This is a genomic window from Sphaerisporangium sp. NPDC005288 (genome assembly GCF_040607475.1).
GTDB lineage: Bacteria > Actinomycetota > Actinomycetes > Streptosporangiales > Streptosporangiaceae > Sphaerisporangium > Sphaerisporangium rhizosphaerae.
In genome coordinates this window covers 65,465-78,798 of sequence record NZ_JBEXGT010000038.1, presented here as the reverse complement: position 1 = coordinate 78,798, position 13,334 = coordinate 65,465, and the positions used below count along the sequence as shown (strand labels likewise).

Genomic DNA, 13,334 nt, shown 5'->3' with positions numbered 1-13,334 from the left:
CGATCCCGCCCGCCGGACATGGCGTCAACGTCGCCGTCTATGACGGGAACATGAACCATTCGGCCATACCTGGGCTGCTGCGGGACGCCGGCTTCACCGCCGTCCGCTACCCGGGCGGGTCGTACGCCGACATCTACCACTGGAAGACCAACACGGCCGACGGCGGGTACGTCGCCCCCAACACCGACTTCGACACCTACATCGGCACGGTGCGCTCGGCCGGCGCGCAGCCGGTCGTCATCGCCAACTACGGCACCGGCACCGCGCAGGAGGCTGCCGACTGGGTGCGGTACGCCAACGTCACCAAGGGCTACGGCGTCAAGTACTGGGAGGTCGGCAACGAGGTCTACGGCAACGGCCACTACGGGTCGGGGTGGGAGCAGGACAATCACTCCGACAAGAGCCCGAGAACATACGCCAACAACGTGGTGCAGTACATCTCGGCGATGAAGGCCGTCGACTCCACCATCAAGGTGGGCGTCGTTCTCACGACCCCGGGGAGCTGGCCGGACGGCATCGTCGGGTCAGGCGACAGCGCCGACTGGAACAACACGGTCATGTCGATCGTCCAGGACAAGGCCGACTTCGTCATCGTCCACTGGTACCCGGGCGCCTCCTCGGCGGCCGACAGCCTGACCAAGGTGTCGCAGATCTCGACGATCACCGGCTCGCTCCGCTCCCTGATCTCCAGATACGCCGGAAGCCGGGCCTCTTCCATCGGGATCGCGGTCACCGAGCTGAACCCGAGCTACCAGCTCAACAGCGCCACCGCCGCGTTGTTCGCCACCGACAGCTATCTGACCTGGTTCGAGAACGGGGCGATGAACCTGGACTGGTGGAATCTCCACAACGGGACCAGCCAAAGCCCCGGCAGGAACGACGACGGGACCGTCGACTACCACGACGAGGGCATCCTGTCCTCCGGCGCCTCCGGTGAGCCGGCGACCAACACGCCGTTCTCGCCGTACTACGGCCTGGCCATGGTCGGCAAGGCCGGATCCCCGGGTGACGCGCTCGTGCAGGCTTCCTCGTCCAACGCGCTGCTCGCCGCGCACGCGGTGAAGACCTCCAGCGGCCTGAACGTCGTGCTGGTCAACAAGGACCTCAACAACTCCACCACGGTCTCGCTGTCCTACTCGGGGTTCTCTCCCGGCGGCAGCCCGACCATCGTGCAGTGGCAGAAGGGGAACACCTCGATCAGCACCACCACCGGTTCCTCGGCGACGTCGATCACCCTTCCCCCGTACTCCATCACCGTCCTGAAGGCCGGCGGGGGCGGCCCCAGCCCGACACCCACGCCCACCCGGACGCCGACGCCGACCCCCACGCCGACCCCCACGCCGACCCCCACGCCGACCCCCACGCCGACCCCCACGCCGACCCCCACGCCGACTCCGAGCTCGGGACAGGGGTGCACGGCCACGTACAAGGTGGTCAACTCCTGGCAGGGCGGGTTCCAGGGCGAGGTGACCGTGACCGCGAACCGGGCGGTAACCGGGTGGACGGCCACCTGGCGTTACGCCAACGGCCAGACGATCACCCAGCTCTGGAACGGCACCCTCAGCCAGTCCGGAGCCGCCGTCACCGTGGGGAACGCGAGCTACAACGGCACTCTGAGCTCCGGCGCCTCCACCACCTTCGGCTTCACCGGAACCGCCAACGGGACCAACGCCGTCCCCTCGCCCATCACCTGCACCGCGAGCTGAGCCGGCCGCGATGACGCCAGGCCCCGCCGTCGGAACCTTCCGAGGCGGGGCCCCGCGTTCTCGCCGTACGCGCCGGCCCGGTCGCCACAGAAGATCAACGCCGGTCGACGCTGGAATCGCTTTCACGGCGGCCGGCGCGGCGTCCCATCGGCCGCCGCGCCGGCCGCCACCCTGGCCGTCGTCGGCCTTGCTTGGTCGCATAGTGGGCGGCGGCGCTGCGCACAGCACCCCACCGAGCCCATGCGCCTCGGTGATGTCGATCCCGCCGCCCTCCGAAAATACCTGGCCGGCAGGACAGCCGACCAAGCCGACTCCACGGAACCCGAGGCACATCAGAGCCTCCATCAATCCCGGCGCGGATCCGCGCTGCCTGAGCCGTACCGCCGGGATCTGTGAATCGGTTCGACGCGTCGTTTCGCACGGGCGCCGTGTCTGCACCTGTCGCGTTTCGTAGGTCACCGCCCTGCAGGGCTGATTTGTAGTGTCGTGGTCGCTCTTGAGCCCGGAATGGCCGGCAGCCTCCGTCAACGGTCATTGCCACGCCGGCCCACTGAAACTTTCAAGAACACGCCAGGTCGCGGTCGCGCCCTATGGATCACATGTTCGAGCAGTGGACGGACTTCGGCAAGGACCTTACGTCCTACCTTCTGCGGGACATGTCCGCAGATCAGCGGCGGGTGGAGATGTTGAGCTCATGTGTCCGACCTCTGAAGGCTCGGGGGAGGGGGTTGGCGAAGCGCGTCGACGCTGTCACGAGCCCGCTGGGTGTCAATGATCAGCGGAGAGAAACTTTCGCACAAAGTTGCCCTTGTGTCGCCTTGAAACATGTCATTAGTCTCGCGGCAACGTAGAAGCGCTTCGACGACCTCGAAGGGTAGATCCCCCCATGCGACTCGAGTTGAATCGCAGAGCCTTCATCGGTGCCGCGGCTATGGCTCCGCTGCTCGCCGCCTGCAGCGGCGCACCCCGGCAGAAGACCGGAACGAACACCAAGACGGGACTGCAGGCGGCGCTTCCTACCCATGTGCCCAGCACCGCCGTCACGCCGGACATTCCGTCAGTGACGGGGGGCGCCGGAGCCGTGACCGATCCCGGCTTTCTGAAGTACCCGTCCAACCGGATCGCCACTGTCAGCGGAGTTCCGGGCAAGGGCGGTGTCTACACCGCCGTCACCCCGCTCTGGGGAACGGTGCCGCCGGCGGGGAACTCCTTCTACGAGGCCGTCAACAAGGCCCTGGGCGTCACGCTCAACATGAAGCCCGCTGACGGCAACAACTACGCCACCATCATCCCGACGATGACGGCCGCCAAGCGGCTACCCGACTGGATCCAGCTGCCGAACTGGTGGAACTCCAACTTCAACCTCGGCGGACTGGCCGGAACCCAGCTCGCCGACCTGACGCCCTACCTGGCCGGCGACAAGATCAAGAAGTATCCCAACCTCGCCGCCCTTCCCACCGGCGCGTGGCAGGCCGGCGCGTGGGGCGACAAGCTCTACGGCATCCCCGGCTTCTCCACGGGTTTCGCCGTCCCCGGCGCCATCTTCTACCGGCGCGACGTCTTCGACGCGAAGGGCATCACCGCCGACCAGGTCAAGTCCGCCGACGACCTGATGAACCTGGGCAAGGAGCTGACCGACGCCAAGCGCGGCGTGTGGGCCTTCGACGATGTGTGGACCTACCTCTCCATCGCCTGGAACATCCCCTCGGGCTGGGACGTCCAAGGCGGCAAGCTGGTCCACAAGTACGAGCTGCCGCAGTTCCTCGAGGCACTCGACTGGCACTACAGGCTGGCGAAGGCCGGCTACCTCCACCCGGACGCGATCGCCGGCCGGGAGGACGCCACCCGCTTCTATGCGGGAAAGGTGCTGATGCACGGTGGCGGTCTCGGCACGTGGAACCTGACCGACCATCAGTCGGGCACCGCCGCCGACAAGAACTACCGCCGCGGCACCTTCGACTACATCGCCGCCGACGGCACGAGCCGGCCCCGCATGTTCATGGGCGCCTCCACGAGCATGATCAGCTACCTCAACATCAACCTCAAGCCGGCGCAGATCGAGGAGTTGCTGGCGGTCGCCAACTACCTGGCCGCTCCGTTCGGCTCTATTGAGTACACGCTGGTCAACTACGGTGTCGAAGGCGTCCATCACACGATGAAGGACGGGGTGCCGACCGCGACCGAGGACGGCAAGAAGTTCGTCCAGGCGCAGACCTTCCCTTTCCTGGCCTCGCCGCCCTCGGTGCTCAGCAACCCCGGCGTCGACTCCATCACCAGGGACTACGCCGCCTGGGAGGCCGCCAATGTCAACGCTCTGTACAAGCCGGTCTTCTGGAACATGAACATCAGCATGCCTCAGCAACTGGCGTCGGCCGGTGCCGCGCAGGCGGTCGAGGACACCATCAAGGACTGCTACCACGGCAAGAAGAAGCCCTCCGACGTGCAGGCCGCCATCGCCACCTGGAAGGCCGGCGGCGGTGACCGGCTCAAGCAGTGGATGACCGACAACGTGCTGAACAAGTACGGCACGGGTCAGTGAGCACGCCCGGACCGCTGAGAGCGTCTCTGACATTGCGGGAGAAGCTGCGGCGCGACCGGACCGTGCTGATCATGGTCATACCCGCGGTCGTCCTACTGCTGATCTTCAACTATGTCCCGATGGTCGGGGTCGTCACCGCCTTCCAGTACTACGACCCGCTGATCGGGATCTGGAGCAGCGACTGGGCCGGCTTCGAGCAGTTCCGCGCGATCTTCGCAGACCCGCTGTTCTGGGGCGCGCTGAACAACACGCTGTACCTGAGCTTCGTCTCTCTGGTCCTGTTCTTCCCCGTCCCGATCGTGCTGGCGATCCTGCTCAACTCGGTTCTCAGCGAGCGGGTGCGCAACTTCATCCAGTCCGTCGTCTATCTGCCGCACTTCTTCTCATGGGTGCTGGTCATCACGGTCTTCCAGCAGATGCTGGGCGGCGCCGGCGCGCTCAACCAGTTCCTGCGCTCGCACGACCTGCAGACCTGGGACGTGATGACCAACGCGGACACCTTCGCGCTGCTGGTCACCTTCCAGGGCGTGTGGAAGGAGGCCGGCTGGGGGATCATCGTCTTCCTGGCCGCGCTGGCCGCCATCGACCCCGGCCTCTACGAGGCGTCGGCCGTGGACGGCGCCGGGCCCTTCCGGCGGATGTGGCACATCACCTTGCCCGGCCTGCGTGGAGGGATCGTGCTGATGCTGGTGCTCCGGCTCGGTGGAGCGCTCTCGGTCGGCTTCGAACAGTTCCTCATCCAGCGCGCGGCGGTCGGCCATGAGGCCGCGGAGGTGCTCGACACCTATTCCTTCTACTACGGCATCTCCACGGGCAACTACAGCTTCGGCGCGGCGGCCGGTCTCTTCAAAAGCGTGATCTCCCTCCTGCTCATCTGGGGCGCCAACAAGCTGGCGCATTTCTTCGGCGAGGACGGGTTGTACCGGAAATGACCAAGGTGTTCACCATCGAAAGAGGCAGGACCGCCGCAGCGGCGACTCCCCGGGCACGGAGGACCTCACGCCCGCCCTGGCAGGAACCCCCGACCATCACCGGTCAATCCGCCAAGGGCGTCACCCTCGGTGGTGTCCTGGCGCTCGCGCTGGGCCCCCTGTGGATCATCGTGGTGACCAGCCTGTCCACACCCGGCGCCATCAACCGGGCCGGCGGCTTGGTGGTCTGGCCGGACGGCCTGAGCCTTCAGGCCTACCGGGAGATGCTGACCGACCCCACCGTGCGCACCGCACTGGTGGTGAGCCTCGGCATCACCGTGATCGGCACGGCGCTGTCCATGGTCGTGTCCATCCTGTGCGCCTACGGCCTGTCCCGGCCGCACTCCCTCGGGCACCGCTTCGTCCTGGTGCTGCTGATCGTCACGATGTTCGTCGGCGGTGGCCTGATCCCCACCTTCCTGGTCGTGACCGGGTTGGGCGGCTACGGCCAGTGGTGGGCGCTGATCCTGCCGGGTGCGGTCTCGGTCTGCAACATCCTGGTGCTCCGCTCCTTCTACGCCGAGACCTCCGGCGACCTGATCGACGCGGCCAGGATGGACGGGGCGGGAGACTGGCGCATTCTCCGGTCCGTCGTGCTGCCCACCTCGCGGGCGGTGACCGCAGTGATCGCGTTGTTCTACGCCGTCGGCTACTGGAACTCCTTCTTCAACGTCATGCTCTACATGCCGACGGAGAGCGAGAAGTGGCCGCTGCAGTACGTGCTGCTGACCTACGTCAATCGTGGCGTCGGCCTGCCTGGCACGGTCAACTCCGGCTTCGGCATGGCACACGCGCAGACCGCTCCTCTGTCGCTGCAGATGGCGGTGGTGGTGCTTACCCTGGTGCCACTCCTGATCGTCTACCCCTTCATGCAGAAGCATTTCCGCACCGGTGTGCTGACGGGCGCCATCAAGGGATGAACCGTACGGTGACCATACGCGATGTGGCCAGGGCGGCGGGCGTCTCCACGAGCACGGTCAGTTACGTGCTCAGCGGCAAGCGCCCGGTGTCCGCCGAGACCAGGCGCCGCGTCGAGCATTTCGTGGCCGAGCTCGGATATCACCCCCACGCCGGCGCCCGGGCGCTGGCCAGTAAACGCTCGCACATCATTGCGCTGGTGGTGCCATTGCGCACCGACGTGTATGTGCCGGTGATGATGGAGATAGCCACCTACGTCACCATGACGGCCCGCAAGCACGGCTACGACGTCTTGCTGATCACCAACGACGAGGGTCCTGACGGGATCCGCCGTTCCTGCGAGGGGACCTACGAGAGCACCGCGGGCGCGCTCGGCCACATCCTGTCCGACCGGCCCGGCACCACCGGTTTCGTGGTGCAGAACGAACGAGCGCTCGGGCCGCTGCTCCACCTGCTGCGGACCCGCGGGCGAATCGTTCCCGACAAGGCGTCGGTGATCGCTCTGTGCCCCGAGCGACTGGCCGATCAGTATGCGCCGGCCCTCACGGCGGTCACCGGTGCCGCGAAAGAGCTCGGCCGCATCGCCGTCGAACAGGTCATTTCACGCATCTTCGCCTCCGGGCGCGACCGGCGACCGGACGACGAACTCGTGCTGCTCGCCCCCACCCTGACCGTCCGCGAGAGCACCGGTCCCGTCCGTCTCAGCGATCCCTCTTAGGAGCACCTCCGCATGCCCCCGCATCCCCGTTTTCCCAGGCCGGTGCACACGCCTGCCGAGCGCGTCCCGCTCTTCCCGCGCGACGGCGCGCGGCTTCGCACCCTCCAGGAGCAGGCATGACCGCAGACAGGCTGACCGCCCGGCTCGGCGGCCTCGCCTTCGGTGGCGACTACAACCCCGAACAGTGGGATGAGCCCGTCTGGAAGCAGGACGACGATCTGATGCGCGTGGCCAGAGTCAACCTGGCCACGGTGGGGGTCTTCTCGTGGGCGCTACTGGAGCCGGAGGAGGGACACTACGATTTCGCCTGGCTCGACGCCCACATCCAGCGCCTGCATGCCAACGGAGTCGCCGTCGACCTGGCCACGCCCACGGCTTCCCCGCCGCCCTGGTTCACCTTGGCCCACCCCGACGCCCTGCCGGTGGGACCGGACGGCGCCCGCCTCACCCACGGCAGTCGTGACACCTACTGCCTGGCCGCTCCGGCCTATCGGCAGGCCTCCCGCCGCATCGCCGCCGCGCTCGCGCAGCGTTTCGGTGACCACCCGGCGGTCGTCCTGTGGCACGTGCACAACGAGTACGCCACGTTCTGCTGGTGCGACCACGCCGCCGCCGCCTTCCGCAGATGGCTGCGCGCCCGGCACGGCTCGCTCGAAGCCCTCAACGAGGCGTGGGGGACGGCGTTCTGGAGCCAGCACTACACCTCCTGGGAGCAGGTGCTGCCGCCGCGGGCCACCCAGTGGCATCGCAATCCCGGCCAGTGCCTGGACTACCACCGCTTCTGGTCCGACGAGGTCGTGGCCGCCTACAGGGAGCAGCGTGACGCCATCCGCGCGCACAGCGACCGGCCGGTGACCACCAATCTGATGCTCCCCGCGTATCAGAACCTGGATCTGTGGGCCTTCGGTCGCGAGGTCGATCTGGTCGCCATCGACCATTACCCCAGCGCGCCCGGCATGGGAGCCGCCGCCGACACCGCCTTCGGCGCCGACAGGGCCCGGTCCCTGGCGGGAGGCCGCCCGTGGCTGCTGATGGAACAGGGCACCAGCACCGTGTACGACACCGACCGGGTCCTGACCAAGGAGCCGGGGGACATGCTGCGGCACACCCTCGGCCACATCGCCCGCGGCTCGGAGGGCGCCCTGTTCTTCCAGTGGCGCCAGTCCCGCGCGGGAGCCGAGCAGTGGCATTCGGCGATGGTCCCGCACGCGGGAGCCGACAGCCGGATCTTCCGTGAGGTCCGGGCCCTCGGCGAAGCGGTCGCCCGCCTGGGCGAGCTCGCGGGCTCGACCGTCACCGCTCAGGCGGCCGTCCTCCACGACGCCGACGCCTGGTGGGCCATGGACGGCGACGGCCTGCCCTCGCCGGATCTCGACTACCATGGCGCACTGCGCCGCGCGCATCAGGCTCTGTGGGAGAACGGCGTCACCGCCGACCTCGCCCACCCCGCACACGATCTGGGCCGCTACCGGCTGGTCATCGCCCCCGCCCTGTACCTGCTCTCCGACGCGGGCGCCGCGAACCTGCGCCGCTACGTCCAGGGCGGCGGGACGCTGCTCGTCCAGCACTTCAGCGGTGCCGTCGACGAGCGCCCGCACGCCCGCCTCGGCGGCTACCCCGCGCCGCCGCTGCGCGAGGCGCTGGGCATCCGTGTCGAGGAGTACCGGCCACTGCGGCGGGACGAGCAGATCGTCCTGTCCGACGGCGCCCGCGCGAGCGTGTGGAGCGAGGCGCTGCGCGCCGAAGGCGCCGAGCTGATCGCGGCCTACACCCACGGCATGCTCGCCGGCGCGCCCGCCCTCACCCGGCACCGCTTCGGCGGCGGCCAGGGTTGGTATCTTTCCACCCGCCTCGACGACACCGGCTACGCCGAACTGATCACCCGGCTGCTTGGCGAGGCCGGCGTCGCCCCTGAGACGCCCGGCCTGCCGTGCGGCGTCGAAGCCGTCACCCGCCACGCCGCCGACGGCCGCCGCTGGCGGTTCCTGATCAACCACACGGCTCAGGCCGTAGCCCTGCCCTGGCCCGGCCACGACCTGCTGACGGACGGGCCGGTGGACGAACTGCCACCGGGCGGCTGTGCCGTGCTGAGGCAAGAGCCGGATGGGACCGGTAGCTCACCGTGACCCTGTCACCGCTCTGTCGGCAGTGTCGCTTCGCCTCCGATGAAAGGACCCACGGGGTGTCAGACCATACCCCCAATCCGGTCATCGCCGGATTCCATCCCGATCCCAGCGTCTGCCGCGTCGGCGACGACTACTACCTCGCCTGCTCCAGTTTCGAGTACTTCCCCGGCGTGCCCATCTTCCACAGCCGTGACCTGGTGCACTGGACGCAGATCGGCAACGCGCTGGAGCGGCCCGGCCAGCTGCGCCTGCCCGCCGGCACGTCTTCCTCGGGCGGGGTCTACGCGCCCACGAAGCCGGTCGGCGGACTCCTGCACCACAAAGGAACGGCCCGGCTGGCTGACCCTCCGTGCACGAGGCGCATCCCTGGACGACGCCGACGTGGCCTTCCTCGGCCGCCGCGTCCAGCACCTGAGATGGCGCGCGCGCACGCTGATCGACCCCACGCGGGGGAGCGGCGGCCTCACCGTCCGGCTCGACGAGCGACACCACTACGAGATCGAGGCGGCCGACGGGCGGGTGCGCGTCATCGCCCGCATCGGCTCGCTGCGCACCGTGGCGGCCGAGCGGGCGGTGCCCGCCGGGCCGCTGGCACTGGGCGTTCACGCGGACGACCTGCCGCCCAAGGACGCCCGCTCCGGGCCGGACTTCGCCTACGAGGGCAGGGCGTGAACAACGCCTTCACCGGCCGGTCAGGCGTCGGTCAGCCGAAGTAGCGGGGCCATGCTCCTCAGAAACCCGGGTGAAAGTTTCTCGCGAAACCGTACTATCGAACATCCGTTGCGGGAAGCCGTGTCGTACCGGCGCCGAGCGGCCGTGCCGTTCCACCGAACACGCAGCTTCCCCTGTCCGCGTCGGTGCTCGCGGGCGACTCGGGCCGGCGCCGGAGGACGGGCGCGGGCCTGGGATCAGGCAAGAAACTTTTCCAGGCTTGCTCTATAGTTCCCTTGAGGTGCTGGCTGTGAGCCTGCCGCCCCTCGTCTTTCTGGGCCCGTCGTCCATCTGGGCACGTCGCCGACGGTACGGTTCTCGCGGCCCACCGTGGATGAGGAAGGGTTAACGTGACGGACAACCGAACGGGCGAGCCGGCGGACGAGCAGGACGAACGAGGCGAGGCCCCCGGTTCGGTCACCATCGCCTACATCGCCGAGTCCGCGGGTGTCTCGATCCCCACAGTGTCCAAAGTCCTGAATGGACGGTCGGGAGTCTCGGGGCAGACCCGTGCCCGTGTCGAGGAACTGATCAACCGGTACGGCTACCGCAGACCCTCGGGCAGCCGGGGCAACGTCGTGGAGCTCGTGTTCCGCGAGCTGGAGAACATGTGGGCCGTGGAGATCATCCGCGGCGTCGAGCAGGTGGCCCGCAAGAATCGCGTCGGAGTCATGATCTCGAAGCTCGGCCTCCATGACACGCCCGCGATGTCCATCGACGACACGGTCGGCCGCCGCCCTCGCTGCGTCCTGTCGGTGGCGCAGTTGTCGCCGTCCGAACGCGAGAAGCTGAAGACGAAAGGGATCCCGTTCGTCGTCTTCGATCCGATCGACGAACTGCCGGACGATGTGCCCTTCGTGGGCACCACCAACTGGCGAGGCGGCCAGGCGGCCACCCGCCATCTGCTCGAACTGGGACATCGCCGCATCGCGATGATCAGCGGCCCGGATCATACGTTCTGCCGGGCCCGAACGGCCGGCTATCTCTCCGCACTGGCCACGGCCGACGTCCCCGCCGATCCCGGGCTCTTGGTCCGCACCCTTCTCACGCGCGAACATGGGGGTGCGGCGGCGCGTGAGCTCCTTTCCAGGCCCGACCGGCCGACCGCGATCTTCGCCGCGAACGACCTGCAGGCGCTCGGCGTCTACCAGGCGGCTCGCGAGCTGGGACTGTCCATCCCCGGGGACCTGAGCGTGGTGGGCTTCGACGATCTCCCGGTCGTGGGATGGGTGGACCCTCCGCTGACCACGGTCCACCAGCCCCTCAGCGAGATGGCGGCCGCGGCCACGGAGCTGGCCCTGGCTCTTGGCCGCGGGGAGCCGACTCAGCAGGTCGGCCTGGAGATCGCGACCACCCTTACGATCCGCGAGAGCACGGCGCCGCCGAAGGACTGAGCCGCCGAGCGGGAGCTCGGCGCGGCACGGCCTGCCGCGAGATGGCCAAGTTGGTCTAGCCAGGGTTGATCGGGGTACCGCCGATGACAGGCTGGGCGGCGCGGATGCTGCGCGGACCGGCCCCGAGTTCGCGGCGGCACGCCTTGTTGAACGCCTGCAGGTCGGAGATGCCGACGGAGAGCGCGACCGCGGGGATGGACAGAGTCGTGGCACGCAGGAAGTGGCGTGCCCGTTCCATGCGGCGGGCACGGAGGTATCCGACCACGGTCTCCCCCGTGGTGGCGCGGAACAGCCGGGTCAGGTGGTTGTGCGAGATGCCCGCGGCCTTCGCGATCTCCGCAACCGTCAGCGGCTCCGCCATCCGGGTCTCTATCAGCGACAGCGCCGTCGCGACCGCGGGGTGAACCGTCTGCGTGCTCCGGGCCTTCGGCGGGGCCAGATGGGCGACCCGCCACAGGGCGGCCCACACTTCGGCGGCCGCTCGTGCCGGAGTGTGCGGCCAGGCGGCCAACGCCTGACGAAGCTGCGCCGTGAGAGCGGCAAGCTCGGCACCCGCGTCCTGGATCACCGGAATGCGGGCCGGCGAGCCGGCCGGCTTCAGGCACAGATGCACGTAGAGGTGCTCGGAGCGCCCCCGGTAGTGATAACGCACCTGCGTGCCGGGCGGAATGAGGCTGACCCGGCCGGGGCGGATCAGGTGTGCGGTGCCGTTCAGCGTCAGGTCCGCTTCATAGCTGTAAAGGTGCAACTGCCACAGGTTCGGCAGCGAGAACACGTCCACGTGGCCCGCCGGGCCGTGTACACCGATGCCGACGGCGGCGAGAGCGGGGGGCTCGTCGAGATGCGCGAGGACGGAGTGCACCGGCATGTTGTACCACGGGCCGCAGATGGTGAGAATCAACCACTTGAGGGTGAACGGGGCCCACCTGATGGGCCGTGGTTCGCGCCTAGAGTGGCGGCCATGAGGAACAGGCAAGCCCTGCTCAGCTCGGTCGAGATGGCGCGCTTCGTGGCGCGCGGGTCACTGCGCCTGGACGCGGTGGTGCCGGCGGAGATGAACGCCGAGGGGCTGGCGGTGCTGGCGGACGGCGTGCCGCAGGTGCCCTTCGGCACACCCCTGTCCGAGGCTTACGCGGAAGGTTCGTTCGTCCGCCGACTGCTGAGGATTCCGCAGGTCGCGGGGGCGCTGCGCAGCCTGGTGGGCCCTGAGCCGACGGTGGACCACCACTTCGTGCACGTCCGCGAACCCGGCGGCGGGGACGCGCAGCCGCTGCACGGCGACGCCATCATCGACGTCCGGCCGGACGCCTTCGACGTGCAGCTCATGTACTACCCGCAGGCGGTGACGCTGGAGATGGGCGGAACCCTCAGCGTGCCCGGCAGTCACCTGCGCCGGATCAACGAATCCGACACTGGCCGCTATCAGAACCTGCGCGGCCAGGACCGGCTGGTCTGCCCCGCCGGCACGGTGGTGTTTCTGCACCACGGGCTGTGGCACGGCGGCCGGCGCAACTCCAGCGGCATCGCCCGCTACATGCTCAAGATCCGCTTCAACCCGACGGTGCGTCAGCGGCGCCTGTGGGACACCTCGGACCTGGACGATCCGCGGGTGGTCGCGGAACTGGACGCGACGTTCCCCTGGTACGAGCCGGCGACGGGCCGGCTGGAGCGGTACAACCGCGTCCTGCTCTGGCGGGCGCTGACCGGCGACGACCGTTTTGACATCGACCACTGGGTGACCAGGGTCTCCAACCGCCCGGAAGAGGTCACGGCATGACGGACACGCCGACTCACACCCCGGTGCTCCGGCAGCAGGTGCTGGTGCTGTATCTGGCCAACTCCGCCCTGGACTCCCATGTCGTCGGCTGGGCGCGGTACGACGGCACCGGCCGTACCTCTCCCACCACAGGCGACAGCGACGAGCCGCCGTACGAGTCGGGGATCGCGGCTCTGCTGGACGGCTGGCGGCTCATCCAGGCCGCCCAGCTGATCCCGCCCTACCCAGGCCACGAATACGATGTCTCCTTCCTCAAGCACGAGTTCTTCTTCGAACGGATCGTCGACGTCCACCCGCTTCCGGTCTGACCGGCCCCGCCGCGCGCTTTCCGCCGCCGGAGCGGGTCGGTCCGCCTCGCGCCGGTCGACGGAAACGGCTTGAGAGTTACGGCCCGTCCGTCCCAGAGCCGAGGTGTCCCGGCTCGTGGGCGGGGCCGGGTGCCGAGGTGATCGGCGGTCCTCGCCCGGCGAGCGA

General features: G+C 68.7%; 11 protein-coding genes and 1 pseudogene. 11 read left to right on the top strand and 1 reads right to left on the bottom strand.

Annotated elements, in window-relative coordinates; translation table 11 throughout:
• Nucleotides 1–50 precede the first annotated feature (50 nt).
• The 9 genes and pseudogenes from ABZU32_RS30120 to ABZU32_RS30080 all read left to right on the top strand — a co-directional run bounded on the left by ABZU32_RS30120 (nucleotide 51) and on the right by ABZU32_RS30080 (nucleotide 11,083).
• On the top strand, nucleotides 51–1,706 hold the full coding sequence (locus ABZU32_RS30120; RefSeq protein ID WP_354927314.1) for a cellulose binding domain-containing protein: 1,656 nt from the start codon (nucleotides 51–53) through the stop codon (nucleotides 1,704–1,706).
• A gap of 931 nt (nucleotides 1,707–2,637) precedes the next feature.
• Nucleotides 2,638–4,245 carry a hypothetical protein gene (locus ABZU32_RS30115; RefSeq protein WP_354927312.1) on the top strand — a complete coding sequence of 536 codons (1,608 nt, stop codon included), beginning with the start codon at nucleotides 2,638–2,640 and terminating at the stop codon, nucleotides 4,243–4,245.
• Nucleotides 4,246–4,277: 32 nt separating this feature from the next.
• Nucleotides 4,278–5,177 (top strand): ABC transporter permease subunit, encoded by a 900-nt coding sequence (locus tag ABZU32_RS30110; RefSeq protein ID WP_354927310.1) that lies wholly within the window; start codon nucleotides 4,278–4,280, stop codon nucleotides 5,175–5,177.
• Complete coding sequence (locus ABZU32_RS30105) at nucleotides 5,174–6,136, top strand: carbohydrate ABC transporter permease (RefSeq protein WP_354927308.1); 963 nt, start codon at nucleotides 5,174–5,176, stop codon at nucleotides 6,134–6,136. The genes ABZU32_RS30110 and ABZU32_RS30105 overlap by 4 nt, the downstream gene beginning before the upstream one ends.
• An 8-nt stretch (nucleotides 6,137–6,144) precedes the next feature.
• Nucleotides 6,145–6,852, top strand: coding sequence for a LacI family DNA-binding transcriptional regulator (locus ABZU32_RS30100; RefSeq protein ID WP_354927306.1), 708 nt, complete (start codon nucleotides 6,145–6,147; stop codon nucleotides 6,850–6,852).
• Between the two features lie 116 nt (nucleotides 6,853–6,968).
• A complete protein-coding gene (locus ABZU32_RS30095; RefSeq protein ID WP_354927304.1) occupies nucleotides 6,969–8,978 on the top strand; it encodes a beta-galactosidase in 2,010 nt (669 codons plus the stop codon).
• A 56-nt stretch (nucleotides 8,979–9,034) separates the two neighbouring features.
• A pseudogene (locus ABZU32_RS30090) lies at nucleotides 9,035–9,271 on the top strand (family 43 glycosylhydrolase); the annotation flags it as partial.
• On the top strand, nucleotides 9,168–9,650 hold the full coding sequence (locus ABZU32_RS30085; protein ID WP_354927302.1) for a hypothetical protein: 483 nt from the start codon (nucleotides 9,168–9,170) through the stop codon (nucleotides 9,648–9,650). The pseudogene ABZU32_RS30090 and the gene ABZU32_RS30085, both read left to right, overlap by 104 nt.
• 389 nt (nucleotides 9,651–10,039) lie before the next feature.
• A complete protein-coding gene (locus tag ABZU32_RS30080) occupies nucleotides 10,040–11,083 on the top strand; it encodes a LacI family DNA-binding transcriptional regulator (RefSeq protein ID WP_354852437.1) in 1,044 nt (347 codons plus the stop codon).
• A 55-nt stretch (nucleotides 11,084–11,138) separates the two neighbouring features.
• Here ABZU32_RS30080 and ABZU32_RS30075 read toward each other — a convergent pair whose 3' ends face one another.
• On the bottom strand, nucleotides 11,139–11,864 hold the full coding sequence (locus ABZU32_RS30075; protein WP_354927300.1) for a helix-turn-helix transcriptional regulator: 726 nt from the start codon (nucleotides 11,862–11,864) through the stop codon (nucleotides 11,139–11,141).
• A gap of 180 nt (nucleotides 11,865–12,044) precedes the next feature.
• Between ABZU32_RS30075 and ABZU32_RS30070 the strand changes: the two genes are divergently transcribed.
• Entirely contained in the window at nucleotides 12,045–12,860 is an 816-nt protein-coding gene (locus ABZU32_RS30070; protein WP_354927298.1) for a phytanoyl-CoA dioxygenase family protein, read from the top strand.
• Entirely contained in the window at nucleotides 12,857–13,168 is a 312-nt protein-coding gene (locus tag ABZU32_RS30065; RefSeq protein WP_354927296.1) for a hypothetical protein, read from the top strand. Before ABZU32_RS30070 ends, ABZU32_RS30065 begins: the two co-directional genes overlap by 4 nt.
• The last annotated feature ends 166 nt before the right edge of the window (nucleotides 13,169–13,334 follow it).